The sequence below is a fragment of the Sphingobacterium sp. UBA7855 genome (assembly GCA_002500745.1).
Lineage (GTDB): Bacteria > Bacteroidota > Bacteroidia > Sphingobacteriales > Sphingobacteriaceae > Sphingobacterium.
Genome location: DLST01000018.1, coordinates 609,742 through 635,926 on the forward strand (window position 1 = coordinate 609,742; position 26,185 = coordinate 635,926).

Consider the following 26,185-nt stretch of genomic DNA (forward strand, 5'->3'; position numbering starts at 1 on the left):
TTACTCAGGTAAAAGATTAGGCGTTTTGTGTATCATATTCTTTTAACCAATCGTATCCTTTTTCTTCGAGCTCCAAAGCCAATTCTTTAGGTCCCGATTTCACGATACGGCCATTATACAATACGTGAACAAAATCTGGAACGATATAATCCAACAGACGTTGGTAATGTGTAATAACAATAAAAGCATTGTCTTTAGAGCGCAATTGATTCACACCGTTTGCAACGATACGAAGTGCATCGATATCCAAACCAGAATCCGTCTCATCCAAAATAGACAATTTTGGATTTAACATGGCCAATTGAAAAATCTCGTTACGCTTTTTCTCACCGCCGGAAAACCCTTCGTTTAAAGAACGGTTAGCTAAATTAGCTGAAAACTCTACTAATTTTTGCTTGTCTTTAACCATCTGTAAAAATTCCTTTGCTTCCATCGGAGGAAGCCCTTTGTATTCGCGGATATCATTTACAGCTGTCTTCAAGAAATTGATATTCGATACACCCGGAATTTCAATAGGGTATTGAAAAGCCAAGAACAGCCCTTCACGTGCACGATCCTCGGGTGAGAGATCCAATAAATCTATACCATCCAATAGTGCCGAACCTTCACTTACTTCATACGATTCACGTCCAGCCAATACATTGCCCAAAGTACTTTTACCAGCACCATTTGGCCCCATAATCGCGTGAATTTCTCCAGCTTTTACTTCTAGGTTTAACCCTTTTAATATTTGTTTGTCTTCTACAGACGCATGTAAATTTTTAATGCTTAACATTTTATTCGTATTGAGTATGGTGCAATGCAGTATTATTAAACTACATTTCCAATGTTTTTTTATCTATCCTACTGAACCTTCTAATGAAATTGCCAATAATTTTTGAGCCTCTACCGCAAACTCCATCGGCAACTGATTTAATACTTCCTTCGCATAACCATTGACAATTAGACCAACAGCTTTTTCTGAATCTATACCACGCTGATTCAAATAGAATACTTGGTCTTCACCAATTTTAGAAGTAGTCGCTTCATGCTCTAACTTAGCCGTCTTGTTTCTATTTTCGATATAAGGGAACGTATGCGCTCCGCATTTATCACCAATCAATAAGGAATCACATTGTGTAAAATTACGCGAGTTGTCTGCATTCGGCCCAATCTTGACCAAACCTCTATAACTGTTGTGGCTCTTACCGGCAGAAATACCTTTAGAGACAATTTTTGATTTTGTGTTCTTACCCAAATGAATCATTTTAGTACCTGTATCGGCCACCTGATAATTGCGGGTCATGGCCACAGAGTAAAATTCGCCAATCGAGTTATTACCTTTTAAAATGACCCCCGGATATTTCCATGTAATTGCAGAACCAGTTTCTACCTGAGTCCAAGAAATTTTACTGTTATCCCCTTTACAGATTCCACGTTTAGTCACAAAATTATAAATCCCGCCTTTTCCGTCCTTATCACCAGGATACCAGTTCTGTACTGTTGAATATTTAATCTCGGCATCGCGTTCTGCAATCAGTTCAACGACTGCAGCATGCAGTTGATTTTCATCACGCATAGGCGCTGTACATCCCTCCAAATAAGATACATAAGCCCCTTCATCCGCAACAATCAACGTACGCTCAAACTGTCCAGTATTTTGTGCATTGATACGGAAATAGGTTGATAATTCCATCGGGCATCTTACTCCTTTTGGGACATAAACAAATGAACCATCGGAGAAAACAGCAGAATTCAAGGCCGCATAGATATTATCGGTCTGCGGGACAACTGTGCCTAAATATTTTTTTACCAACTCTGGGTGCTCTTGCACAGCTTCACCAAATGAACAGAAAATGACTCCTTGTTCTTTTAACTTCTCACGAAACGTTGTTTTGACGGATACTGAATCAAAGACAGCATCTACGGCAACAACCCCAGCTAATACTTTCTGCTCATCCAAAGGAATCCCCAATTTCTCGAAAGTAGCAATTAATTCAGGATCAACTTCATCCATTGAATTCAGCTGTGGTTTTGCTTTAGGAGCTGCGTAGTAAGAAATCTCTTGAAAATCTATTTCAGGAGCTTTAAAATTTTGCCAAGTAGGCATTTTCAACGTCAAGAAATGACGGAAAGCTTTTAATCGCCACTCCAATAACCATTCAGGCTCATTCTTCTTTGCCGAAATAAAACGCACCGTATCCTCACTAAGGCCTTTGGCTGCAATTTCCATTTCGATATCTGTCGTGAACCCGTATTTATATTCTTCGAGCTCCAGCTCTTTTAACAAATCGTCGTCTTTAGTACTCATATTGCGCTCTCACGGTTTAACTAATTTGGGAGGGCTTCACCTCCCCACCTATCGAACTGCAAAGTTACAATTTCAAAGCCAATAAAACAGCATTTTATACGGCTATACGCTGGCTTTTTTAATAAAAAATGATATTTGTCACTCTATTTAATTAAAATGAACACATTTCAATCGATTATGACAGTCAAATGATTTTCAATCAATTAAAGCTATAAGTCAATATTAATTATATAACTAAAATCTATTAATCATCAATAATTTCGTATATTTGCAAATTTCCAAATTTAATTTTGTATATTTACAAATAGTATTGATTATTAAGACTTAAGATATGCCCTTTGCACCGGACAAAACTGATTTAAAAATTCTTAAACTATTACAAGAGAATGGTCGTATAACAAATTTGCAGCTTGCTTCCAGCATTGGACTTTCTCCCGCTCCAACATTAGAACGTGTGCGAAAGCTGGAAAATTCAGGCTTCATCAAAAGTTATCATGCATTTGTAGACGAAGAGAAGTTAGGCCTTGGAATCAAATCATTCATCCAAATTTCACTCGACTTCCATACACACAATGCGATACCGGAGTTTGTTGCCGCAGTAAAAATGATACCTGAAGTCACCGAGTGCCACCACGTTACAGGAAATTGCGATTTTATCCTCAAAGTTTACGTGAAAGATATCAAAGCTTACGAAGGTGTTATTATGGAAAAAATATCCAAAATACCTTTTGTAAAGACATTCCAAACCATGATGATTATGTCTACAAGCAAAAAAGAGCCTATTATTCCTTTGGAATATTAAGTGGTATATGAATGATTAGGCAAAGACGCCTAGTCTCTATCAAAAACATCTTTACCGGCAGCTTACCTTTAGAAAACATTTACTCTTCTAAGCGAACGTGGGCAATGGTATATGAAACTCCTCGCAAAATTTAAACCAGGCGCCAATCAATTGGAGTTTTACCCTGCGCAACCAAGTATTGGTTTGCTTTCGAAAAGTGCTTGCTACCAAAAAAGCCGCGATAAACAGATAAAGGTGAGGGGTGTACCGCCGTTAGGATAAGGTGTTTTTTCGCATCAATAAGCACATTTTTCTTTTGGGCATAACTTCCCCACAATAGAAATACGACGTGATCACAATGCGCTGAAATGGCGTAAATAATGCTGTCTGTAAAAATCTCCCAACCTTTCTTTTGATGGGATGCTGCGCGATGCGCTTCTACGGTCAATGTCGCATTCAACAGCAGCACTCCTTGTTTCGCCCAAGAAGTCAAATTGCCAGATTGTGGCTCAACAAAACCAGGTATGTCATCTTGCAATTCCTTGAAAATATTTTTTAAGGACGGCGGCACCGCAATTCCTTCCGGAACGGAAAAAGATAGACCATGCGCCTGTCCGTCATTATGGTACGGATCTTGTCCTAAGATGACAACTTTCACTTGATCCAGTGGTGTCAGTTTAAAAGCATTCATCACAAGACCTGCCGGTGGAAACACTTTCTTTTGTCGACGCTCCCCTTGTACAAAAGTAGACAACTGTTTCATATAAGGTTGGGCGAACAACGGCTTTAACACAGGCGCCCAAGAATCATCATATTGCTTTTCCATAATTCAAACATAGATAAAGTTCAATACAAAGGCAAATTTATCCGCCCCCCTCCTTTTTCTTTCGAGATGCCTAACTGATTTTGGGCCGCTGACTTCTATAAAAATACATTTTTACAAAATAACCACCTGAACAAGTTGCTTAAACGGTGAAATAAACGGATATTTGCAAGATTAAATTGAATAAAAATATTTTAAACAAAGATTTATGTCAAATCTCGTTAGAATCATTATTTGCAGTGCATTGCTTATCGGAACAGTTGCCTTATTCTGGACTGGGAACTGGGGCTGGGGAATATTAGGTATTTTCGTCACGATTTTAGGCTTCGTTACTGTATTTTTCCATGAATATATGCTGATTGCGCAATGGCATATGCGTAAACAAAATATGGTCGCAGCAGAAAAATGGCTAGGAAAAATCACCAACTACGAAAAGCAATTGATTCCACAACAGCACGGTTACTACAATATGCTGATTGGGCTGATCGAATCACAACGTGCACCCATGCAATCTGAAAAATATTTTAAGAAAGCATTGGCGCTGGGTTTACATATGGACCATAATATTGCTTTAGCAAAATTAAGCCTGGCCGGGGTAGCAATGGCAAAACGCAATAAGCGTGAAGCAGAAAAACTTCTTCAAGAAGCGAAAAAAGCAGATAAAAACAAATTATTGGCGGATCAGATCAAGATGATGAAAGATCAGATGGGCATGATGGACAGGCAGCAGATCCGATATAATCGATAATATTAATCAAATAAAAAAAGCTTCAAAATTATAACTTCGAAGCTTTTTTTTAACGATACATCAATCAACTAATTCTTTAATAGAATAGGAACATCTAAAAACTCGCCTTCCTCTGTACTGCTCTCGAACACCAGCTTGATCATAACCGGCTTATCCGTTTTCTTCCAATCCTTAACAACCACCTGTATATCCACAGGCTTATCTTCTTCTAATAAATAATGCAGATAATTCTGTTTATCTTCGAACTTAACCAAAACATTGCCCATTTGGATCTCTGAAAAAAAATGAGGCTGTTTTTTCTGATCGAACACTTGCGTTGAAAACGTATTCATTTTATATTCCCTCGGATCAGTACTGTACGATATAGCAAATAGATTAACCACCAATTCTTTCTTAGATTCATCTACATAATATCCCTTGACATCAAACTGAATATCGTCAACAACCAGCAAGGAATCTGCAGACTGCGCATGTACTATTCTGCCCCCAAGGAAAAGTATGAAGATGGAAATATATCGAACAAAAATATTCATATCATATATACTTAAAAAAGCCACGAAGACCGTAGCTTTGATTATTATTGTATTATTATTTTAAAATTATGCCCGTAAGCGATCCGCAGATCGGATTAACTTTTCATCTTTACGCACGCCTCCCATGGCTAACGCACAGAAAATAATCGAAATTGGCAATAAAAAGAATCCCACGCCGATATTTCCAGCACCCAAAAATTGGCTTACTGTAGCTAGATGGGTACTTGCAGATGAATATAACCATATTGCAAATAATATAATCGCCACAATCTCCACCCAGATTAGCAAAAGTTGAACTTTACGTTTTTTAAACTTAAATATCGTAAATATCGGGAGCCCTCCCAACAAAACGGTTGCTACAGTCTGAAGGATATACCCGAAGCCCCCTTCATGTACAGACTGGCCTGCAGCCACACCATACACGCCAGTTACTTTTACATTTTTTCCTAAACCCACTAAATCACTATAATTAACATAGGGAAATAGAAACAAGCCGAATATAACTAGTCCTGCTATCAGCAAATAAACAGTTTGGATACGTTGAATCATAGTTTAATTTTTGTATAGCAACAAACTTAGATAAATTGATCTTTATATGCAATATAATTGCTTGCGAAAAACAATCAACTTTATAACTCTTTAAGTAGAAAAACAATCAAATCTCCATTTTGTTGTAATTTTTTACCGGATACCAAAGGGCATCTTTATAGAAAGCTTTATCTTTGCGAAAAAAAACATGTTATATATTTACGGCGCAACTGCCCACGCAAAAACTGCAGTCGATGTAGCAGAAGACCTCGCGATTGAAATTGGTGGCCTTATCGACAAATCGCTGCTCATTGAAGATGTATTTGATTATGAGGTTCAACTTCATCATCAAGTTAAAGAAACGGAAGAAGATTTCTTTATTGCAGTCAAAAATCCGGGTCTTCGTCAACGGATTGTCTCGGAAAATGCTGGCTGGAACTACAAGACGCTCATACATCCGAAAGCGTTCGTATCAAAGAGAGCCGAAATTGGAGAAGGTACCATTATCCTTCCTGGCGCTTCTGTCGCTCCTGATGTACAGATAGGCGACCACTGCGTTATCTCGGGCTCTGCAGTTATCGAAAGTAATACCATTATTGAAGATTTCGTTAATATCGGACCAAATGTTTCAATTGGATCAAATGTTCTTGTAGGACGAGGTTCCGAAATTAAAGCAAATACACGTATTGAGGATGAAGAAACTATTCCTAAAGAGAGTATTATTGTTTAATTAAATTCCTGCGGAATGAAATTGCAAGTCGTATAGTTTCTTATAGTAACCATCAAAAGATAACAACTCTTGATGTGTTCCGATTTCTTTTATTTCGCCTTTATCCAACACAATAATCTTGTCCGCCTTCTGAATGGTGGACAAGCGGTGAGCAATAACAATTGATGTTCTACCCTTCATTAAATTGTCAATTGCATACTGGATTAGCTCTTCCGTTTCGGTATCTACCGAAGAGGTCGCTTCATCCAAGATAAGAATCCGGGGATCGTGCACCAGCGCCCGTATAAAAGAAATCAACTGTGCCTGTCCGGCAGACAAAGTCGCTCCCCGCTCTTTCACATCATAATCATAGCCCCCGGGCAGCCGCATAATAAAATTATGCGCTCCTACTTCCTTCGCGGCTGCGATGACCTGCTCCCTAGAAATCGTTGGATCACCGAGGGTAATATTGTTGAGAACACTATCTGAAAAAAGGAATACATCCTGCAATACCGTTGCTATTGTATTTCTCAAATAATCAAGGTCATAATCGCGGATATTACGGCCGTCCAACAGAATTTCACCTTTATTTATTTCATAAAACCGGCTCAGAATGTTGATCGTCGAAGACTTTCCGGCACCAGTAGCTCCCACTAAAGCCAAAGTCTCCCCTGGATTGACATTGAAATTCACATCCTTCAGCACCCAGTTTTCTTCATTATAGGCGAACCAAACTTGCTTAAACACAATTTCTCCGTTGATATGACGGGGTTTCAAGATTCCTAAATTTGGTGTCTTTTCGTCAGTGTCCAGGACTTCAAAGATGCGCTCAGCGCTCACCATCCCCATTTGAAGGGTATTAAACTTATCTATAAGCTCCCGAATGGGTCTAAAGATCATATTGATATACATGATAAAAGCGACCACGACACCTGGAGAGATCACATCCCCCATAATCTGCTTGGAACCGAACCAGACCAATAACCCCAGGGCAATGGCCATGATAATTTCCAATACGGGGAAAAAGATGGAGAAGTACCAATTCGTCCGGATATGTGCATTTCGATGTTGTGCATTAATCTCCTTAAACTTATCCATTTCTTGCCTTTCGCGCGCAAAATATTGGATAATACCGACTCCCGTAATGTGTTCTTGCAGAAAAGTGTTCAAGTTGGAAACCCATTTTCTAACATCAATAAAAGCAGATTTCATCGCCTCTTTAAACACATAAGTCGCTCCCACCATCAAAGGCATTGGAATCAAAACAATCAATGTCAGTTTCCAGTCGGAGTAAAACATGACAACTAGAATAACAATCAGCTGTAATAGATCACCAATAATTTGAATCAACCCTTCAGAAAAAATATTCGAAAGGGTTTCCAGATCAGAGATGGTACGTGTTATCAATTTCCCCAATGCCGTACGATCGAAATATTTCAACCTGAGTTGTACGATGTGATTAAATACCTGAATTCGGATATCGCGAATTACGGACTGCCCCAAGGTATTCGTCATTAGGGTATGATAATAACGGATCAAAGTCTGCAGGATGACCAGGGCCAACATCGCTATCAACATAAAAGATAATCCGCTTGTATCGAAGTTTAAGATATAGTTATCCAGTGTATGCTGAATTAGCATGGGCAAAGCGGGCGCCACAGCGGCTAACAATATCGTTAGAACGACCGATATCCAAAATGCGACATGATACGGCCGCATATAGCGACTCATGCGCTTTACCAAATTGATATCGTAGGTTTTACCAGTTATTTTATCTTGACTCACGTTAAATTCTATATGTATTAAATACTATAAATAAGGATATGCTACTTCTGTTAAATACAAGCCATGTGCCGGCACGGAAACGCCAGCTTTCCCTCGGTTCTTGCTATGAATTACCTCTTGCATAAACGAAATTGGCTTCCCTTTTATTCCGATTTCTAACGATGTGCCCACAATAGCACGCACCATATTACGCAAAAAACGATCTGCTGAAATGTGGAAAACCAATTGTTGCTCATTATGCCATACCCATTCTGCTCTACGAATATCGCAAATATTTGTAAACACCTGCGTATGAGACTTACTAAAGCATTCGAAATCTTGCTTACCCAATAAAAACTGTGCCGCTTCATTCATCTTTTCTACATCGGGGCGATCGCGCATAAAACATGAATAGGGATATAGGAAAGGATCTTTATGAAAATGAAGATGGTACTCATATGATCTTTGTGTCGCATCAAAGCGTGCATGCGCTTCAGGCTCCACTTCAATCAAGCGCTTTACTGCCACATCAAAAGGCAATAAGGCGTTAAGTGAATGAATAAATCGATCTGCTTTTTGCAAAATGCCCACAGGAACAACATCAAAATGTGCATACAATTGTTTCGCATGAACACCGGTATCTGTGCGGCCAGCACCAGTTGTTTCGATGGGTTCCCGCAATAGGATTTCAAGCGCATTATTCAGTACTTCTTGCACGGAAATTGCATTATTCTGAATCTGCCAACCATGATAAGCCTGCCCAAAATAGGCTATTTCTAAAAAAAAACGTCTTTTATCCATTATATGTAACAAAGGTACGTTTTTCCAAATGAGCATCATTTCTCAGTAGAACGAATTTGCTCATTTTACTCATTATTTAATTCTTACATGACAAAACTGTTTGTTTTGCACTTCCTTTTTACTCAAATCTGCCTGATGGGTAATTTGGTATTCAGCGGCACCAAAGCCACAGTAAACACCTACTATCTTCGCCATGCGACCACGGTAAGTCCACCGTGAGTCCACGTTGAGTCCACCTTTTAAAGTACATTCAATGCGGGAGCATCATGGTCGCAATATGGTTGCGCGCCAAACTTATCCCCTAGTTGTGCATAACACAAAGCTAAAAAGGCTATAGTAATTCGACTAAATTTTCAAACGCCATGCCCCTTGAGGCTTTCAGTAAAACCGTGCTGTTCATTACTGGCGTGTCACGGATGGCTTGTTTTGCTTCGGCAGTAGTTTCATAAAACTCTCCCCCCTCGTATCGATGCACAAAAAACTCTTTTCCAACAAAGATCTTGCGATCAGCTGGGATAGATCTTACGTTTTCGACAATTTTTTTATGCTCTTCAAAAGATTCTTCTCCCAATTCGAACATATCTCCCAATACAATTGCTTTCTTATCTGCATCAATAATACGGATATTATCTAGTGCAGCGGACATGCTCGTTGCATTTGCATTATAATAATCGCAGATCAGTGTATTGTGTGCAGTTTTCATCACCTGAGAACGATTGTTCGTTGGGGTGTACCCTTCAATCCCCCGATTGATGGCAGCAGCAGAAATGTCAAAATGCAACCCTACGGCAATAGCAGCTAGAAAATTTTCGGTGTTATAAGATCCTGTTAATTGGGTATTTACTATATAAGAGTCGGTCGTACCCTTCTTTTGCCATTCAATTTGCAACAGAGGATTTGCTTTAAGAAGCTTCCCTATGACCTGATTATTTTCCGAAAAACCATAAGTAACAATATCGGTAATTTGGCGGGCGGCAGCCATTTCCTTGAGATGTGGATTATCCGCCTGCAAAAATAATACACCCTGATGGTCCTGCAACCAGTCGTACAGTTCGCCTTTGGTTGTCTTTACACCTTCAAAAGATCCAAAACCCTCGAGATGTGCTTTACCAACGTTGGAAATCAAACCATGTGTCGGTTCGGCAATTCCACATAAAAAAGCAATTTCTTTTAAATGATTTGCTCCCATTTCTATGATTGCCAGTTCGATCGAATCGTCTATTGCTAATAAAGTTAACGGAACTCCAATGTGGTTATTTAAATTTCCTTTCGTTGCATATGCCTTGAACTTTTGTGAAACCACCGCATATAACAGCTCTTTGGTTGTTGTTTTTCCATTCGTACCAGTCACGCCAATAATGGGAATATGCAATTGATGCCGGTGATAATTCGCAAGCTGCTGCAATGTATTAAGAACATCATCAACAAGAATATACCTTTCATCTTTTTGGTAAATATCTTCGTCAATAACAACATATTTAGCGCCCATTTCAATCGCATTTTCTGCGAACGTATTGCCATTGAAATTAGCCCCTTTTAAAGCGAAAAAGATACTATCTTTTCCAATTTTACGTGTATCTGTTGTAATATTCGGATACTGTTTATAAATCTGATAGAGTGATTGGATATCCATGTTGAGCAATTTGTTGAACAAACTTAGAGAAATTGCTTTTTATATGCAATACAATTATCTTTCGTCTAAACAATTTAGCATCTAACACCTTTCCGCAAACGTGACCGATAACGTTTGCGCATTTATTTTGAGGGATTTTCTTTAACGAAGGCTTTAATATTGGTAATTTCATTGACCAATTAAACAATCTGGAATGCGAGCAACTATACTTTCTCTTTTTTTAATCCCTTTTTTTCTTTTTGCTGTGGACGTAAAGCGTTACGACTTTACTGTGGCGGCGGATGGTACTGGAGATTTCACCACGGTTCAAGACGCCATCAATGCTGTCCCTGATTTTCGAAAAAAGGAGACTAAAATATTTATTAAAAATGGAACCTATCGCGAAAAAATCATTGTGCCGGGCAGTAAGCAGTTTGTCACCTTGATTGGTGAAGATAAATTTCGAACGGTTATCAGTCACGATGATTACGCACAAAAGAAAAATCGTTTTGGCGAAGAAATGGGTACCTCTGGCTCTGCAACATTCTATTGTTATGGCGATGACTTTACAGCTTTAAACCTTTCTTTTGAGAACGTATCTGGCCCGGTGGGGCAGGCTGTTGCAGCCTGGATAGCAGGCGATCGCAACCTGTTTCTCCATTGTCGCTTCTTGGGTTTTCAAGACACCTTGTATACCTATGGGAAAGGTGCGAGGCAGTTTTATTTTCAATGCTATATCGAAGGAACGGTGGATTTTATCTTTGGCGCGTCCACAGCTTGGTTCGAGGACTGCGAACTACATTGCAAAAACAGCGGATATATTACCGCCGCCGCAACTCCAGAGCAAGCAGACTTTGGCTATATTTTTAACAACTGCAAGGTAACTGGAAATAAAGACACAAAGAGTTTCTACTTAGGTCGGCCTTGGCGGCCTTATGCCAAAGTAATCTTCATGAATTGTAACCTACCAAAATTTATAGAAAGCAAAGGGTGGCACAACTGGGGAAAGGAATCGAACGAAAAGACAGCCTATTTTGCAGAATATAACAGTAAAGGAGCAGGTTCCATGTCACAAAGTCGTGTCAAATGGAGTCATATCCTAACAGATAGAGAAGTAAAAAACATTACTATTCAGCATATTTTCAAGGATTGGACGCCAAATCTCTCATTCGATAGCCTAAGTGATGGCCGGTAACGATTGCATAAGTTTTTCATCCAAGTTACAAACAAAGAATGTACAATTGCTTTTGCAAATAACCATTTTTAAACCAAAATGTAAAAAAATGACTCCGTTTAAAAGGTACTATTCCCGTACATTACAATTCGCACTCGGTTTGTTTCTTATGCTTCCACAGATTGGCATGTCGCAAGAACCGGCTCGTCCAGTGATACAGCAGGTCGAATTTAAAAAAGACACTTTAAATATTAGTAATTATGGAGCCAAAGGAAATGGTCAATTTCTGAATACGGCGACTATTAACCAAACCATACGCACGTGTAGTGAACGTGGTGGGGGCGTGGTATTGATCCCTGCAGGGATTTGGCTCACAGGCCCTATTGAGATGCAGAGTAATGTAAATCTACACCTTAAACGAGATGCGGTCTTGCTATTTACCAAGGATTTTGATCAGTACAAACTTGTTGAATCAAATTGGGAAGGAGAGCCAGCATGGCGGAATCAAAACCCAATATCGGGTAAAAATCTAAGCAATATTGCTATTACAGGTGCTGGTATCATTGATGGAAGCGGCGATGCTTGGCGGATGGTAAAAAAAAGCAAACTCACAAGCTCTCAATGGAAAAACCTTGTAGCATCTGGCGGGACAGTCGATAGCGATGCCGCAATATGGTACCCCTCGGAAAGTTCTCTTAGAGGTTCAAAACAAAAGAAGGCGGGCGTAATCCGTCCGGGTACGACCGCCGAAGACTTCAAAGATGTTAAAGATTTTTTACGTCCCAATCTTTTGGTATTTACAAATTGTAAAAAAGTATTAATAGAAGGGGTTACAATCCAAAACTCCCCAGCCTGGAATATACATCCCCTTTTATGTGAAGACCTTACCTTACGTAAAGTATCTGTCCGCAACCCTTGGTATGGCCAAAATGGGGATGGTGTAGATGTTGAATCTTGTAAGAACGTCCTCATTGAAGATTGCACTTTCGATGTTGGTGATGACGGCATTTGTATTAAGTCCGGTCGCGATAAAGCGGGGCGAGAACGGGGTAAACCAACAGAAAATGTCATTATCCGCAACAGTGTTGTTTATCACGCTCATGGGGGCTTTGTGATTGGCAGTGAGATGAGTGGCGGGGCGCGCAATATATGGGTTGAAGACTGTTCATTTATTGGTACTGACATTGGACTTCGTTTCAAAACAACACGTGGAAGAGGTGGAATCGTTGAAAATATATTTATCAATAACATCAATATGGTTGATATCCCCGGTGAAGCGATCTTATTCGATATGTATTATGCTGCTGTAGATCCGGTACCGCTTGCTGGAGAAAAGAGACCGGCGATAAAATCAGTCAACATTCCAGTCACAGAAGAGACACCCCAATTCAAGAATTTCTATATCAAAAATATTGTAGCTAAGGGAGCTTCAAAAGGGATTTTCTTCCGAGGTCTTCCTGAAATGCACATTCAGAACATCTGGATTGAGCATGCAACACTGCAGGCAAATAAAGGAATTGAGATCATTGAAGCTTCGCAAATCAATCTTAAAAATATTGTATTAAAAACACAGCAAAGTAATCCACTCATTACTATTGAAAACAGCAGCGGCATACATTTGGACAATATCCAGGCACTGGATACTCCTGAGGTGTATGTCCAAGTATCTGGCGATACAAGTGACAATATACGACTAACAAAATCCAATACATCCTCGGCTAAAGTTGTCAGTCAATTTATTGCAGGAAGTACAGAAAAGTCCTTAACAATTAAAAATTAGGAACGTGATGAGAAAGTTATTTTTATTTTTTTTAGTCCTGCCGATACTTATTCCATTCGCAGGATTTGGACAACAGAAACCTCTTTCTGAACAAATGGCCAACACAGTACTTGAAAAACTTTATCCAGATTCTTTATTTAATAAGACGGACAAGTTTCCAAAATGGTCGTACGATATGGGGGTTATTTTTGAAGGCTTAACAGCGGTATGGCGCAATACAGGAAATGCAGATTATTTTAACTATATGCAATCCCGCATGGATGCTTACCTGAGTATACCTGATTCTATTAAAAATTATGATGTCGAAGACTTCAATATTGACAATGTCAAAAACGGCACAACCCTATTAATGCTATATAAAGTAACAGGCAAAGAAAAATATCTTCAGGCATGCCATCGGTTATATGCACAACTTCAAAAACATCCACGTACTCATGAGGGCGGTTTTTGGCATAAGAAGATTTATCCTTATCAGATGTGGTTAGACGGCCTTTACATGGCCCAGCCCTTCTATGCTGAATACGCTAGCCTTATGAATATTCCATCCGCTTTTGATGATATCGCAAACCAATTTGTCTACATGGAAAAAAATGCCCGTGATCCAAAAACTGGACTTCTGTATCATGGTTGGGACGAATCAAAGAAGGAACGCTGGTCCGATCCAAAAACAGGTCTATCACCACATTTTTGGGCCCGCGGTATGGGCTGGTATGTTATGGCTCTGGTAGACGTATTGGATTATTTTCCGGAAGATCACCCGCGCAGACAGGAACTGATCGCAATCTTAGATCGAACCCTATCAGCCGTTGTTAAATACCAGGACACCAAAACTGGTGTTTGGTACGATATTGTGGATTTGGGAACGAGAAAGGGAAATTATTTAGAGTCTTCAGCTTCCAGTATGTTCGTATTTGGATTAGCGAAATCATTACGTAAGGGGTATATTCGAACATCGTTTCAGAAGTATTTGGATCGGGGCTATCAAGGGATCGTAAAGGAATTTATTAGCGTTGCTGGAGATAACCGTGTAGACCTCAACAAAACGGTGCAGGTTTCTGGTTTAGGCGGAAAAAAATATCGCGACGGTAGTTTTGCATATTACATGAGTGAACCCGTTGTTACTAACGATCCAAAAGGTATTGGTGCCTTTATCCTTGCCGCATCAGAAGTTGAATTTGCGCAGGGAAAAAAAGGCAAAAAACAACATGTCGTCACACTGGATAATTATTTCAACAATGAGTATAAAAAGACGGCATCAGGTGAGCTTAAACCCTATCACTACCTTTGGGATGGTGATGACAACAACGGTTTTTCCTTATTGGGCAGGATATTTGAAAAAAATGGAGGGAAGTTAAATACTTTAAAGACAGCACCCACATTAAATAATCTCTTGAAATCCAATATTTACATTATTGTGGATCCTGACACAGAGAAAGAAACCGAACAGCCGCATTTTATGAACGAAACCCATGCACAGCAGATTGCTCAATGGGTGGACAGGGGGGGCGTACTTGTTCTTTTCTTAAATGATAGCGGTAACTGCGAGATTAAGAAATTCAATATGCTTGCGCAAAAGTTCGGCATTACATTCAATGAAGATAGCCGTAATCGCGTAAAAGGAAATGAATTTCAAACAGGCGCAATACCTATCCCGAAAGGTAATATCGTATTTCCAAATACATCCAAAATATATATCAAGGAGATTTCAACATTACAGGTAAAATCTCCCGCTCAGACATTGATTCAAGACCATGGTGACACGATCATTGCTACAGCAAAATATGGAAAAGGAACGGTATTTGCCATCGGAGATCCTTGGTTGTATAACGAGTATACAGATGGGCGAAAGTTACCGAAAGAATACGAAAATTTTACTGCGGCCAATGACTTAGTAAAGTGGTTATTTAAACAGGTCAATAACTAAGGACTATGAAAAAAATCGCTATTGTAAGTTTCATCGCGGCTTTCTTATTGTGTAGACCATGCGTTGCACAAGGCCTCGCTGCCAAAGATTCACTTGCAGAGAAGATGCTTGTATATCAGCTAACAAATGGTGCCTGGCCTAAGCAGTTGGCCGACAAAAGTGTCGTCGACTATAAGCTTCCACTTACAAAAGAGCTGCTGCAAAAGATCAAAAAGACGGATATTAATCATGCCACGCTTGACAATGGTGCGACAACCCGGGAAATAAATGGGTTAATAAATGCTTTTACGGAAACAAACAATGACATTTACCTGAAGGCTGCCGAAAAAGGCATTTCATATCTCCTATCAGCTCAATATGAAAACGGCGGGTTCCCACAGTATTATCCCAATAAATCGCTTTATAGAGCTGAGATTACCTATAACGATAATGCGATGATCAATGCATTGACGGTTCTATACCATGTGGCCAATAAGCGGCCTGGTTTTGACGCTGTTAATCCTACTTTTATATCCAAAGCTCAACATGCCGTAGCGAGGGGAATAGCTTGTATTCTAAAAACTCAGGTCATCCAAGAGGGAGAGCGGACTATATGGGCTGCTCAATACGATGAGCAAACATTAATACCTGCCCAAGCCCGAAAATTCGAGCCGCCTTCATTGAGTACCAGTGAATCGGTTGCTATCATCCGTTTTTTAATGCTGCAGCCTTTAACGCCCGAGATTAAACAGGCCATTGAACAGGCCATAAATTGGTTTCAACGAAATGATATCGAAGGTTACCGTTTTGATCACGTCAAAAATAAGTTGACAGGCAAGAGTGAACGTAAACTTATCGCTGATAGTTCGTCCACGATATGGGCCAGATTTTATCATCTAAAGGACAATCGCCCACTTTTTGGTGATCGAGACAATACGGTCAAATACCGTTTCGATGAAGTATCTGAAGAACGGAGAAATGGATATGCATGGTTTGGAAATTGGCCCGAAAAACTTATACAAAAAGATTATCCAAAGTGGAAAAAACAACATCACATTCAATAACTAAAAATAGCATCACATGTTACTAACGCAACATACTATACAAACGATTAATGCTGACCTGGTGCACAAGCCCACAGCAATTTCTTTCTCCTATCCGGAAAAGATACTACAGTTTGGTACGGGTGTACTGCTCAGGGGTCTACCTGACTATTTTGTTCATAAAGCCAATCAGCAGCACTTGTTCCAAGGAAGAGTGTTGGTTGTGAAGTCGACCGCATCCGCTGGTGCCGATGCCTTCGAACAGCAGAATAGTTTATACACATTATGTATCAAAGGTATAGAAGACGGGTTGGAAGTCGCTCATTATGAAATAAACAATGCTATTTCTCGTGTGCTATCTGCAAATCAGCATTGGGAAGAAATATTAAAAAGCGCAGAAAATCCAGATCTTGAAATTGTCTTTTCCAACACAACGGAGGTTGGTATTACCATGAGCGATGACAACGTCAATGCAATGCCACCGGCCTCTTTTCCAGGTAAACTTCTCGCCGTTCTGTACCGGAGATTTGTCTATTTTAATGGTGACACAAACAAGGGTTTAACTATAGTTCCTACCGAATTGATTACTGAAAACGGGAGTAAACTAAAATCTATCATCACTGCGCTAGCGAAACTTAACGAGTTACCCGATTCATTTATGGATTGGCTTGATACCGCCAACGATTTCTGCAACACCTTAGTTGACCGTATCGTTCCCGGAGCGCTCCCCTTAACAGCGTATAAAAAAACCTGCGAGCTATTAGGTTATGAGGATCAATTGATGATTATGGCAGAACCCTTTCGCTTGTGGGCAATCGAATCATTGTCTGAGCGTGTGAATCAACGTCTTTCTTTTGCTTTAGCAGACTCCAATGTATTATTGGTTCCGTCCATTGAAAAATACAAGGAAATCAAGCTTAGACTGCTTAATGGCACACATACGTTGAGTTGTGCTCTTGCCCTTCTTTCAGGCTTCAATACGGTAAAAGAAGCGATGAAAAATCATGCTTTCCATCAATATGTCAGTTCCTTAATGCGCGATGAAATCGGTCCCGCTATCGTAAGTGAAACTATTTCCGTTTCAGATATTAACGATTTTTCATCCAAAGTGATTGATCGCTTTGCTAATCCACATCTTGAACACAAATGGGAATCCATTGCTCTGAATTACAGTTCAAAAATGGCCATGCGGAATATCCCTTTATTAAAAAAATGGTATGCAAAGCATCATGAAGCACCGCAGCTTTTTGCGCTTGGTTTTGCGGCCTATCTTTATTTGCTAAAATCCGAGCAGAAAGATGATCATTATATCCGTGTAGTCAATGGGCATACCATTGAGCTTCAAGATGAGTTGGCGCCAAAAATATACGCCGCATGGGCGAATCAGGATCAGATTGTGCATACCCTACTTTCTGCAATAGACCTATGGGGTGAAGATTTAACGGAATTTTCACGTTTTGAAGAAACAGTCAAAGAAAAATTACAACTGATCGCTGAAAAAGGAGCTTTAAAAGCAATTGAGCTTTCGTTAGCCTTTGATAATAAGAAAGTATAACAAGTTACCACATGAAATACGCTCGCTTAAAAATCCGATATGCAAATCAAAACAACCGTGTATTTCAAAGTGAAAAAAAAAAAGAAGCTTTAATGAAAAATAAAGTATTAAAAATACACCCCAAAGACAACGTCTTAGTTGCCTTACAAGATCTTCAAAAGGGTGATACGATCTCGTTTGAGGGAAATCATTATATTTTGCAGGAGGATATTCCTGCCAAGCATAAATTTTTTATGCAAGACATGCACTTTGGTGATGAAATCTACATGTATGGTTTACTGGTAGGGAAAGCGCAATTTGATATCCCGCAAGGAAGTATCATGAATACGGACAATACAAAACATGCTGCGGAGCCCTATCATTTCAGACTATCAAATTATCATTGGGAAAAGCCCGATGTTTCCAAGTTTGAGGGTCGAACTTTCCAAGGCTACTTACGTTCAGATGGTCGTGTTGGAACTGCAAATTACTGGTTATTCATTCCGACTGTTTTTTGCGAAAATAGAAATCTTGATGTCATCAAAGAAGCACTGTATAATGAACTTGGGTATTCTGTGACTGGAAAATATAAAAACTTCACTCACCAGTTATTAACAGCCTACGAAAAAGGGGAAGAGTTATCTGTCGCCGCTCTGGAACGGCTAAATAGTACAACAGACCAAAGTGATCGCATTTTTAAAAACGTTGATGGTATAAAATTCCTAAACCATCAAGGTGGTTGTGGCGGAATACGCCAAGATGCAGCCATATTGAGCAAATTATTGGCTGCCTATGCTGATCATCCAAATGTGGCCGGCGTGACGATCTTAAGCTTGGGTTGTCAGAACCTTCAACTCAACGACCTTGTTAAGGATATCAAATTACGCAATCCTGCTTTCGATAAACCCCTCTTTGTATTTGAACAACAACAATCCAAAAGCGAAGAACTGCTCATTAAAGAAGCGATCTTGCAGACTTTTGTTGGACTGACGGAAATCAATAAATTCTCAAGACAGCCTGTTCCATTGAGTAAATTGACGCTAGGGGTAAAATGTGGCGGCAGTGACGGATTTAGTGGTATCTCTGCCAACCCTGCCGTTGGTTACACAGCCGACCTTCTAGTTGCGCTGGGCGGCAAAGTTCTCTTAGCTGAATTTCCGGAGTTATGCGGAGCAGAGCAGAATTTAATAGACCGCACTATCGACCCCAAAGCAGCGAATAAATTCATTGATCTGATGACGGCCTATAGCCATGCCGCCGAAGCCGTTGGCTCTGGATTTTATATGAACCCCTCTCCAGGAAATATTCGTGACGGTCTTATTACCGATGCAATCAAAAGCAATGGTGCAGCAAAAAAGGGCGGGACATCTCCCGTGGTTGATGTTCTGGACTATACAGAAGAGGCGACGAAGCCAGGTCTTAATCTAGTTTGCACTCCTGGTAATGATGTGGAAGCTACTACAGGAAAAGCTGCCGCAGGTGCAACACTTATTCTGTTTACCACAGGCTTGGGCACTCCTACTGGTAACCCAATATGCCCCGTCATCAAAGTGGCGACAAATAATGTCCTGGCAGCTAGAATGGCTGACATTATCGATATCAATACCGGTCCTATTATAGATGGAGATAAATCGATCCAAACGATGGGAGAAGACATATTAGAATATTGTATCAAGGCAGCCAGCGGGGAAGTAACTCCTAAAGCTGTGTTATTAAATCAGGATGACTTTATACCTTGGAAAAGAGGTGTAAGCTTATAAATCAGCATATAGAATGAAAACTTTTTTAGACGACAATTTTTTATTGAACACGAATACAGCAATTGAGCTGTATCACAATTATTCAAAACAGCTGCCCATCATTGATTACCATAATCACTTGATTCCGGAGCAGATTGCAAACGATGTTAAATTTGAAAATATCAGCCAGGTTTGGTTAAATGGTGATCATTATAAATGGCGTGCCATGCGCGCAAATGGGGTCAATGAGCGTTTTATCACTGGCGACGCATCAGATGAGGAAAAATTTGCGAAATGGGCAGAAACAGTGCCTTATACTTTGCGTAATCCACTCTATCATTGGACACATCTTGAATTACAGCGTTATTTTGGAATTACCGATATCTTATCGCCAAAAACCGCTTCTAAAATATATGCAGATACTGCATCCAAATTGAGCCAAGACAGCTATTCTGTACGTGGTCTGCTTAAAATGATGAACGTAGAGGTTGTCTGCACAACAGATGACCCGATCGATAGCCTAGCATTTCATCAACAGTTTGCAAAAGAACACGAATCGTTCAAGATGCTACCTGCATTTCGCCCCGACAAAGCAATGAACTCGGACGATATTATTGCTTTAAATCAATACATCGATAAACTTGAAGAGGTAAGTGACATGCAAATCAAGAGCCTAGGAACATACTTAGAAGCATTAAAATCAAGACATGATTTCTTTGCGGACCATGGATGTAAAGTATCGGATCACGGATTGGAACAAATCTACGCGGAAGACTATACCGAGACAGAAATCGTAGCAATCTTTGATAAAATTCGGACAAAAAAGGAAATTTCTATCTCAGAGAACTTGAAATTTAAATCTGCGATGCTGATTTATTTTGCCGAATGGGACCATGAAAAAGGATGGGTTCAGCAATACCATCTGGGCGCACTACGCAATAACAATGCGCGTATGCATCGTTTGATAGGCCCAGATACTGGATGGGATTCTATTGGAGATTTTAGTCAGGCACGTGCATTGTCAAAATTTTTGAATAAATTAGACAATCAAGATAAGCTAACCAAAACCATCTTGTACAATCTCAATCCTGCAGACAACGAACTTATTGCCACCATGATCGGTAATTTCAATGACGGTTCTATCAAAGGGAAGATTCAATTTGGCTCAGCTTGGTGGTTTTTGGACCAAAAAGATGGCATGACAAAACAACTCAATACGCTATCAAATATGGGGCTACTAAGCCGACTTGTGGGTATGCTGACCGATTCCAGAAGTTTCCTTTCATTCCCTAGGCATGAATATTTCAGGAGATTAGTCTGTGACATATTTGGGGAAGACATCGAAAAGGGAGAAATACCAAATGATATTCAATGGGTAGGGAAAATCATACAGGATATCAGCTATAATAATGCGAAAGAATATTTTGAATTTTAATGAACATGCAGGGTAAAGTTTTAAGCTTTGGGGAATTGCTGCTAAGAATCTGCCCCGATATCGAACAGGATTGGATCGAACAGCATCAGTTGCCGTTCTATGTGGGCGGTGCAGAATTGAATGTAGCCACAGCTTTGGCATTGTGGGATGTGCCATCAGCCTATCTTTCTGCTGTGCCCCAAAATGCCATCTGCGAGGGTATTGACAACTACCTAAAACGTAGAAATATCGACACATCAGCAATGCTATGGGGTGGAGAACGATTGGGCATCTACTATCTTCCCAAAGGGAAGGATTTAAAAAATGCAGGAGTAATTTATGATCGCGCAAACTCATCGTTTTCCAATCTCAAAGTAGGCAGTGTCAATTGGGACGAGGTATTTTTTGACGTCAAATGGTTTCATTTTTCTGCGATATGCCCTGCAATCAACCAAGATATTGCCGACCTCTGTTTAGAAGCTGTAACAAAAGCGCAAGAGAAGGGTATTTTTGTGTCACTAGACCTGAATTATCGCGCAAAGCTCTGGAAATACGGAAAATCTCCGAAAGAGATTATGCCTGCGATTGCCAAGTATTGCAATTTAATCATGGGAAATATCTGGGCAGCACATAAAATGCTTGGTACGCCACTAGATGAAAGGTTTCTAAACTCTTCTTCGGACTATTTAGAAGAAGATTTATTGGCGCAGGCGGATCGTACAAGCAGAGAAATCATTGCTACCAATCCGATATGTCAATACGTAGCCAATACGTTTCGTTTTGACCATAACAATAAAGGAATAAAGTATTATACAACACTGTTTGACAAAGACAGCCTCATTAAATCAACAACATATATTGCGGACGAGATTTTGGATAAAGTAGGCAGCGGCGACTGCTTTATGGCAGGCCTGATTTATGGGCTATACTCCAATCTATCTCCAAAAGCGACATTAGAGTTTGCAACGCTTGCCGCATTTGATAAACTATTTATTGCAAGCGATGCAACAACAAGTTCTGTAGACGATATAAAAAATAGAATGACAGCATGAATTTAAAAAAGATCGTATTAGACAAAATCATCGAACAGGGGATGCTTCCCTTGTTCTTCCATCACGATAAAGCAGAAAGCATCGCGATTCTACGCACATTATATCAAGCTGGTATACGTGTTTTTGAATTTACAAATCGAGGTCCCGAAGCTTTGGCAGTTTTCGAGCGATTAGTTGCCACAAGAGACCTGGAGATGCCGGATCTTTATTTAGGTATTGGGACGATTAAATCCGTTAACGAAGCACAACAATTTCTACAAATTGGTGCGGATTTTATCGTTTCACCACTGGTCAACCCGCTGGTTGGATCGCTAGTGCACGAACAGCGTAAGCTATGGATTCCCGGATGTATGACACCGACAGAAATCTATACGGCTCAAGAACAAGACGCGGCACTTATCAAATTGTTTCCTGCAAATATCTTGGGGCCAGCATTCATGTCATCAATCCGGGACCTATTTAAAGGTCAGAAATTTATGCCGACCGGGGGTGTAGAAATCGAAATGGATAACTTAAAGGCATGGTTCAAATCAGGCGTATGTGCTGTGGGCATGGGGAGCAAGTTAATTGACCCTAAAGACACAAGTAATTTAGTCGAAAACACACAAAAAGCGCTTGAATTCGTTGCAGAAGCAAGACAATAAAAACTCTGGTGTTACCCTTAAAAAGCGGGCGTACTAAGCGCGTATACTGGCAGGGGCAAACAGACACGTACATTAAAAATAAACTATTAAACCCATTATGATTAACACGGAGAAAAAGGGTAATTACCGTTGGGTAATATGCTCGCTACTATTTTTTGCCACTACCATCAACTACCTGGATCGCCAGGTACTTTCCTTAACGTGGAAGGATTTTATCAGTCCTGAATTTCATTGGACAAACACCGACTATGGCAATATTACCGCATTATTTTCGATTTTTTATGCAGTCAGTATGCTTTTTGCAGGTCGATTTGTAGATTGGATGGATACAAAAAAGGGATTTTTATGGGCAATCGGGATCTGGTCCATTGGCGCGATATTACATGCATTTTGTGGTATCGCTACTTCAGGCATCGTGGCTGGAGAATGGTTTGTTGGTTTTGAAGGGGCAAAAGAAGCAATATCGCATGTGAACAACGTGGGTTTGGTATTGAGCGTCAGTGTCAATCTATTTATCTTTGCACGGTTTGTTCTTGCTGTGGGTGAAGCGGGTAACTTTCCGGCGGCGATTAAAGCTACGGCAGAGTATTTTCCTAAAAAAGATCGGGCTCTATCTACCAGTATTTTCAATTCAGGAGCAACCATTGGGGCATTAGCGGCTCCATTGACCATCCCAGTTATCGCAGCGCATTGGGGCTGGGAAATGTCCTTTATCATCATTGGTGCATTGGGGTTTGTATGGATGGGTTTTTGGATCTTTCTGTATAAAAAACCACATGAAAACCCGAAAGTAAACGCTGCCGAACTGGCTTACATCCACCAGGATGATCATGAACATGCGCCGGAGCAAACTGGTCTAACAAAGCAACCCCGAACGACGATAGCTGAATGTCTAAAATATAAGCAAACCTGGGCTTTTGTTTTTGGTAAATTTATGACGGATGGTGTATGGTGGTTCTTCTTATTTTGGATGCCAGCCTATCTTTCGGCAGTATACGACATCAAATCATCAGATACTGAAGGTCAGCTGGCCATTTTTGTGCTTTATGCCATCACCATGTTATCCATTTATGGGGGCTGGTTACCCACCTATTTTGTTGACAAAAAAGGAATGAATGCATACGAAGGGCGTATGAAAGCGATGTTATTGTTTGCTTTTGTCCCATTAGTTGTACTTTTTGCTCAACCTCTGGGTCACATATCTTATTGGATACCTGTCATTCTAATCGGTTTTGCAGGAGCAGCACACCAATCGTGGTCTGCCAACATTTTTTCAACCATAGGAGATTCTTTTCCCAAACGTGCTATTGCTACCGTTACAGGGATTGGAGGCCTTGCTGGTGGCATAGGCGCATTTATAATTAACAAAACATCAGGCTGGCTATTCGATTATGCAAATGAAACGCAGCTCATTTTTATGGGTTTTAAAGGGGAGGAAGCAGGATACTTTATTATCTTTTCTTTTTGCGCCATAGCGTATCTAATTGCATGGGTTGTAATGAAAACACTAGTACCTAAACTAATTTTAATAAAAAATTAACATATATTGCGAAATTTATATTATATTAGCAATATCTTTATAAATATCAATCTAAACCATTTTTAAAAACAATGAGCTTAAACTTAGAAGGTATCTTCTACGAGGAGAATAACATTCCCGCAGAATTTACGCTAGACGAACAGGTCGATCAAAGAGAGTTCCTTTCCAATGGAGAAATGATTTCTTGGACGGGTCAGGTAAACGAGGTTTTTTCACCAATCTGTGTAAAGACTAAGGATGGCTTGAAACGTAAGCGCATCGGTAGTTTTCCTGTTTGTACAGAAAAAGAGTCCATGGAAGCCTTGGAAGCTGCTGTTAAAGCATACGACAACGGCCGTGGAGAATGGCCGACAATGAGCGTTGCCGATCGTATTACCTGTGTTGAAAATTTCACACAAAAGATGATTGCCAAGAAAGACATTGTTGTCAAGCTCATTATGTGGGAAATTGGCAAATCCTATGCAGACTCCGTAAAAGAGTTTGATCGTACTGTAGAATATATTTACGCAACGATCGACGCATTGAAAGATATAGACCGCGACTCTTCCCGTTTCCAAATCGAACAAGGTATCGTTGCGCAAATCAGGAGATCTCCTTTAGGAGTAGTACTCTGTATGGGCCCATTCAATTATCCGTTGAATGAGACCTTTACCACATTGATCCCAGCATTAATCATGGGAAACACCATGTTATTCAAACCACCTAAGCATGGTACGTTATTACATTATCCTCTATTAGAGGCTTTCAGAACAAGCTTCCCGAAAGGCGTTGTCAATACAATCTATGGCCGTGGAAATAAGATTGTTCCTAGTTTAATGCAATCTGGAAAGATCAACGTATTGACTTTGATCGGTTCAAGCCGTGTTGCTGATGAACTTAAAAAATTGCACCCAAAAGTTAACCGTCTTCGCGCTATCCTTGGACTGGATGCTAAAAATGCAGCTATCATTACGAAAGATGCGGATTTGAATTTAGCGGTTTCGGAAACCGTTCTAGGCTCTCTTTCTTTCAATGGTCAACGCTGTACAGCACTTAAGATTATCTACGTACACCGGAGCCTAGCACAAGAGTTTTTAAAACGCCTTTCGGCAGAAGTGGCAAAATTAAAATATGGGATGCCTTGGGAAAAGGGTGTGTCGCTTACCCCTCTTCCAGAAGTCAATAAACCTGCTTATTTAACGGAATGCATCGAAGATGCAAAAGCCTACGGCGCAAAAGTTATTAATGAGCACGGAGGGCAGGTTGCAGAATCATTCTTCTACCCGGCAATTGTATACCCTGTTAACTCACAGATGAAACTTTACAGAGAAGAACAATTTGGGCCAGTGATCCCTGTTGTTCCTTTTGATGACCTCGAAGAACCTATTGAATATTTAATTGGTTCCTCTCACGGCCAGCAGGTGAGTATTTTCAGTAACAATGCTGCTGTTGTATCTTCATTGATTGATCCATTAGTCAATCAAGTAAGCCGTGTTAACATCAACTGCCAATGTCAGCGTGGTCCAGATACTTTTCCTTTCACCGGTAGAAAAGATAGTGCTGAAGGAACATTATCGGTAGTCGACGCATTGCGTTCGTTCTCTATTCGTTCGCTAGTGGCAACAAAGTTTACTGAGGAAAACAAAAAGTTGCTGAACGATATTGTTAGCGAAAATGAATCCAATTTCTTAAGTACGAAATACATTTTCTAGTCTCTTAAGACATCGTTGAAAAAGCGACATCGATCTGACTGGCATTTGTCAGCTATTGATGTCGCTTTTTTTTATGAAAATC

General features: G+C 40.0%; 23 protein-coding genes. 14 read left to right on the plus strand and 9 right to left on the minus strand.

Annotation, left to right across the window (positions count from 1 at the left end; all coding sequences use genetic code 11):
• Nucleotides 1-16: 16 nt before the first annotated feature.
• Entirely contained in the window at nucleotides 17-775 is a 759-nt protein-coding gene (gene sufC, locus B2107_RS18755) for a Fe-S cluster assembly ATPase SufC (protein WP_293957258.1), read from the minus strand.
• A gap of 63 nt (nucleotides 776-838) precedes the next feature.
• Nucleotides 839-2,290, minus strand: coding sequence for a Fe-S cluster assembly protein SufB (sufB, locus tag B2107_RS18760; RefSeq protein WP_293957259.1), 1,452 nt, complete (start codon nucleotides 2,288-2,290; stop codon nucleotides 839-841).
• A 331-nt stretch (nucleotides 2,291-2,621) separates the two neighbouring features.
• On the opposite strand from sufB, the gene B2107_RS18765 reads away from it, so the two are divergent.
• Nucleotides 2,622-3,092 (plus strand): Lrp/AsnC family transcriptional regulator, encoded by a 471-nt coding sequence (locus tag B2107_RS18765; RefSeq protein WP_046673117.1) that lies wholly within the window; start codon nucleotides 2,622-2,624, stop codon nucleotides 3,090-3,092.
• Nucleotides 3,093-3,222: 130 nt separating this feature from the next.
• On the opposite strand, the gene ung is transcribed toward B2107_RS18765, so the two are convergent.
• Nucleotides 3,223-3,897 (minus strand): uracil-DNA glycosylase, encoded by a 675-nt coding sequence (ung, locus tag B2107_RS18770; RefSeq protein WP_293957260.1) that lies wholly within the window; start codon nucleotides 3,895-3,897, stop codon nucleotides 3,223-3,225.
• 205 nt (nucleotides 3,898-4,102) lie between these two features.
• Between ung and B2107_RS18775 the strand changes: the two genes are divergently transcribed.
• A complete protein-coding gene (locus B2107_RS18775; RefSeq protein ID WP_209578373.1) occupies nucleotides 4,103-4,642 on the plus strand; it encodes a DUF2892 domain-containing protein in 540 nt (179 codons plus the stop codon).
• Nucleotides 4,643-4,710: 68 nt separating this feature from the next.
• Here B2107_RS18775 and B2107_RS18780 read toward each other — a convergent pair whose 3' ends face one another.
• Both B2107_RS18780 and B2107_RS18785 read right to left on the minus strand, forming a co-directional pair.
• Nucleotides 4,711-5,175, minus strand: coding sequence for a hypothetical protein (locus B2107_RS18780; RefSeq protein ID WP_293957261.1), 465 nt, complete (start codon nucleotides 5,173-5,175; stop codon nucleotides 4,711-4,713).
• Nucleotides 5,176-5,241: 66 nt separating this feature from the next.
• The gene (locus tag B2107_RS18785) at nucleotides 5,242-5,724 is read right to left on the minus strand and encodes a DUF4293 domain-containing protein (protein WP_209578370.1); all 483 of its coding nucleotides are present in this window, start codon (nucleotides 5,722-5,724) and stop codon (nucleotides 5,242-5,244) included.
• 187 nt (nucleotides 5,725-5,911) lie between these two features.
• Here B2107_RS18785 and B2107_RS18790 point away from each other — a divergent pair, with 187 nt between their 5' ends.
• Entirely contained in the window at nucleotides 5,912-6,433 is a 522-nt protein-coding gene (locus tag B2107_RS18790; RefSeq protein ID WP_293957262.1) for a hypothetical protein, read from the plus strand.
• On the opposite strand, the gene B2107_RS18795 is transcribed toward B2107_RS18790, so the two are convergent.
• The 4 genes from B2107_RS18795 to B2107_RS18810 form a co-directional block, all read right to left on the minus strand.
• Entirely contained in the window at nucleotides 6,434-8,197 is a 1,764-nt protein-coding gene (locus B2107_RS18795; protein WP_293957263.1) for an ABC transporter ATP-binding protein, read from the minus strand. It lies immediately after the preceding gene.
• A 24-nt stretch (nucleotides 8,198-8,221) separates the two neighbouring features.
• The gene (gene truA / locus B2107_RS18800; protein WP_293957264.1) at nucleotides 8,222-8,977 is read right to left on the minus strand and encodes a tRNA pseudouridine(38-40) synthase TruA; all 756 of its coding nucleotides are present in this window, start codon (nucleotides 8,975-8,977) and stop codon (nucleotides 8,222-8,224) included.
• Between the two features lie 72 nt (nucleotides 8,978-9,049).
• On the minus strand, nucleotides 9,050-9,172 hold the full coding sequence (locus B2107_RS18805) for a hypothetical protein (protein WP_293957265.1): 123 nt from the start codon (nucleotides 9,170-9,172) through the stop codon (nucleotides 9,050-9,052).
• 136 nt (nucleotides 9,173-9,308) lie between these two features.
• Nucleotides 9,309-10,610, minus strand: coding sequence for a UDP-N-acetylmuramoyl-tripeptide--D-alanyl-D-alanine ligase (locus tag B2107_RS18810; RefSeq protein WP_293957266.1), 1,302 nt, complete (start codon nucleotides 10,608-10,610; stop codon nucleotides 9,309-9,311).
• Nucleotides 10,611-10,803: 193 nt separating this feature from the next.
• Here B2107_RS18810 and B2107_RS18815 point away from each other — a divergent pair, with 193 nt between their 5' ends.
• The 11 genes from B2107_RS18815 to B2107_RS18865 all read left to right on the plus strand — a co-directional run bounded on the left by B2107_RS18815 (nucleotide 10,804) and on the right by B2107_RS18865 (nucleotide 26,103).
• Entirely contained in the window at nucleotides 10,804-11,784 is a 981-nt protein-coding gene (locus B2107_RS18815) for a pectinesterase family protein (protein WP_293957267.1), read from the plus strand.
• An 88-nt stretch (nucleotides 11,785-11,872) separates the two neighbouring features.
• The gene (locus B2107_RS18820) at nucleotides 11,873-13,543 is read left to right on the plus strand and encodes a glycoside hydrolase family 28 protein (RefSeq protein WP_312362334.1); all 1,671 of its coding nucleotides are present in this window, start codon (nucleotides 11,873-11,875) and stop codon (nucleotides 13,541-13,543) included.
• A gap of 7 nt (nucleotides 13,544-13,550) precedes the next feature.
• Nucleotides 13,551-15,467, plus strand: coding sequence for a glycoside hydrolase family 88/105 protein (locus tag B2107_RS18825; protein WP_293957268.1), 1,917 nt, complete (start codon nucleotides 13,551-13,553; stop codon nucleotides 15,465-15,467).
• A gap of 5 nt (nucleotides 15,468-15,472) precedes the next feature.
• Nucleotides 15,473-16,510, plus strand: a complete 1,038-nt coding sequence (gene pelA, locus B2107_RS18830; RefSeq protein WP_293957269.1) for a pectate lyase — start codon at nucleotides 15,473-15,475, stop codon at nucleotides 16,508-16,510.
• 16 nt (nucleotides 16,511-16,526) lie between these two features.
• Complete coding sequence (locus tag B2107_RS18835) at nucleotides 16,527-18,044, plus strand: tagaturonate reductase (RefSeq protein WP_293957270.1); 1,518 nt, start codon at nucleotides 16,527-16,529, stop codon at nucleotides 18,042-18,044.
• Nucleotides 18,045-18,136: 92 nt separating this feature from the next.
• Complete coding sequence (locus tag B2107_RS18840) at nucleotides 18,137-19,783, plus strand: UxaA family hydrolase (protein WP_293957271.1); 1,647 nt, start codon at nucleotides 18,137-18,139, stop codon at nucleotides 19,781-19,783.
• Nucleotides 19,784-19,796: 13 nt separating this feature from the next.
• Nucleotides 19,797-21,197 carry a glucuronate isomerase gene (gene uxaC / locus B2107_RS18845; RefSeq protein ID WP_293957272.1) on the plus strand — a complete coding sequence of 467 codons (1,401 nt, stop codon included), beginning with the start codon at nucleotides 19,797-19,799 and terminating at the stop codon, nucleotides 21,195-21,197.
• Between the two features lie 5 nt (nucleotides 21,198-21,202).
• Nucleotides 21,203-22,228 carry a sugar kinase gene (locus B2107_RS18850; RefSeq protein ID WP_293957273.1) on the plus strand — a complete coding sequence of 342 codons (1,026 nt, stop codon included), beginning with the start codon at nucleotides 21,203-21,205 and terminating at the stop codon, nucleotides 22,226-22,228.
• Entirely contained in the window at nucleotides 22,225-22,872 is a 648-nt protein-coding gene (locus B2107_RS18855; RefSeq protein ID WP_293957274.1) for a bifunctional 4-hydroxy-2-oxoglutarate aldolase/2-dehydro-3-deoxy-phosphogluconate aldolase, read from the plus strand. The genes B2107_RS18850 and B2107_RS18855 overlap by 4 nt, the downstream gene beginning before the upstream one ends.
• Nucleotides 22,873-22,969: 97 nt before the next feature.
• Nucleotides 22,970-24,412 carry an MFS transporter gene (locus tag B2107_RS18860; protein ID WP_409456555.1) on the plus strand — a complete coding sequence of 481 codons (1,443 nt, stop codon included), beginning with the start codon at nucleotides 22,970-22,972 and terminating at the stop codon, nucleotides 24,410-24,412.
• 71 nt (nucleotides 24,413-24,483) lie between these two features.
• Nucleotides 24,484-26,103 (plus strand): NADP-dependent glyceraldehyde-3-phosphate dehydrogenase, encoded by a 1,620-nt coding sequence (locus B2107_RS18865; RefSeq protein WP_209578345.1) that lies wholly within the window; start codon nucleotides 24,484-24,486, stop codon nucleotides 26,101-26,103.
• Nucleotides 26,104-26,185 lie beyond the last annotated feature (82 nt).

Excerpts from the sequence above, each read along its gene's own strand:
- sufC (WP_293957258.1), bottom strand. The coding sequence starts at position 775 with ATGTTAAGCATTAAAAATTTACATGCGTCTGTAGAAGACAAACAAATA.
- sufB (WP_293957259.1), bottom strand. The coding sequence starts at position 2,290 with ATGAGTACTAAAGACGACGATTTGTTAAAAGAGCTGGAGCTCGAAGAA.
- B2107_RS18765 (WP_046673117.1), top strand. The coding sequence starts at position 2,622 with ATGCCCTTTGCACCGGACAAAACTGATTTAAAAATTCTTAAACTATTA.
- ung (WP_293957260.1), bottom strand. The coding sequence starts at position 3,897 with ATGGAAAAGCAATATGATGATTCTTGGGCGCCTGTGTTAAAGCCGTTG.
- B2107_RS18775 (WP_209578373.1), top strand. The coding sequence starts at position 4,103 with ATGTCAAATCTCGTTAGAATCATTATTTGCAGTGCATTGCTTATCGGA.
- B2107_RS18780 (WP_293957261.1), bottom strand. The coding sequence starts at position 5,175 with ATGAATATTTTTGTTCGATATATTTCCATCTTCATACTTTTCCTTGGG.
- B2107_RS18785 (WP_209578370.1), bottom strand. The coding sequence starts at position 5,724 with ATGATTCAACGTATCCAAACTGTTTATTTGCTGATAGCAGGACTAGTT.
- B2107_RS18790 (WP_293957262.1), top strand. The coding sequence starts at position 5,912 with ATGTTATATATTTACGGCGCAACTGCCCACGCAAAAACTGCAGTCGAT.
- truA (WP_293957264.1), bottom strand. The coding sequence starts at position 8,977 with ATGGATAAAAGACGTTTTTTTTTAGAAATAGCCTATTTTGGGCAGGCT.
- B2107_RS18805 (WP_293957265.1), bottom strand. The coding sequence starts at position 9,172 with ATGGCGAAGATAGTAGGTGTTTACTGTGGCTTTGGTGCCGCTGAATAC.
- B2107_RS18810 (WP_293957266.1), bottom strand. The coding sequence starts at position 10,610 with ATGGATATCCAATCACTCTATCAGATTTATAAACAGTATCCGAATATT.
- B2107_RS18815 (WP_293957267.1), top strand. The coding sequence starts at position 10,804 with ATGCGAGCAACTATACTTTCTCTTTTTTTAATCCCTTTTTTTCTTTTT.
- B2107_RS18820 (WP_312362334.1), top strand. The coding sequence starts at position 11,873 with ATGACTCCGTTTAAAAGGTACTATTCCCGTACATTACAATTCGCACTC.
- B2107_RS18825 (WP_293957268.1), top strand. The coding sequence starts at position 13,551 with ATGAGAAAGTTATTTTTATTTTTTTTAGTCCTGCCGATACTTATTCCA.
- pelA (WP_293957269.1), top strand. The coding sequence starts at position 15,473 with ATGAAAAAAATCGCTATTGTAAGTTTCATCGCGGCTTTCTTATTGTGT.
- B2107_RS18835 (WP_293957270.1), top strand. The coding sequence starts at position 16,527 with ATGTTACTAACGCAACATACTATACAAACGATTAATGCTGACCTGGTG.
- B2107_RS18840 (WP_293957271.1), top strand. The coding sequence starts at position 18,137 with ATGAAAAATAAAGTATTAAAAATACACCCCAAAGACAACGTCTTAGTT.
- uxaC (WP_293957272.1), top strand. The coding sequence starts at position 19,797 with ATGAAAACTTTTTTAGACGACAATTTTTTATTGAACACGAATACAGCA.
- B2107_RS18850 (WP_293957273.1), top strand. The coding sequence starts at position 21,203 with ATGCAGGGTAAAGTTTTAAGCTTTGGGGAATTGCTGCTAAGAATCTGC.
- B2107_RS18855 (WP_293957274.1), top strand. The coding sequence starts at position 22,225 with ATGAATTTAAAAAAGATCGTATTAGACAAAATCATCGAACAGGGGATG.
- B2107_RS18860 (WP_409456555.1), top strand. The coding sequence starts at position 22,970 with ATGATTAACACGGAGAAAAAGGGTAATTACCGTTGGGTAATATGCTCG.
- B2107_RS18865 (WP_209578345.1), top strand. The coding sequence starts at position 24,484 with ATGAGCTTAAACTTAGAAGGTATCTTCTACGAGGAGAATAACATTCCC.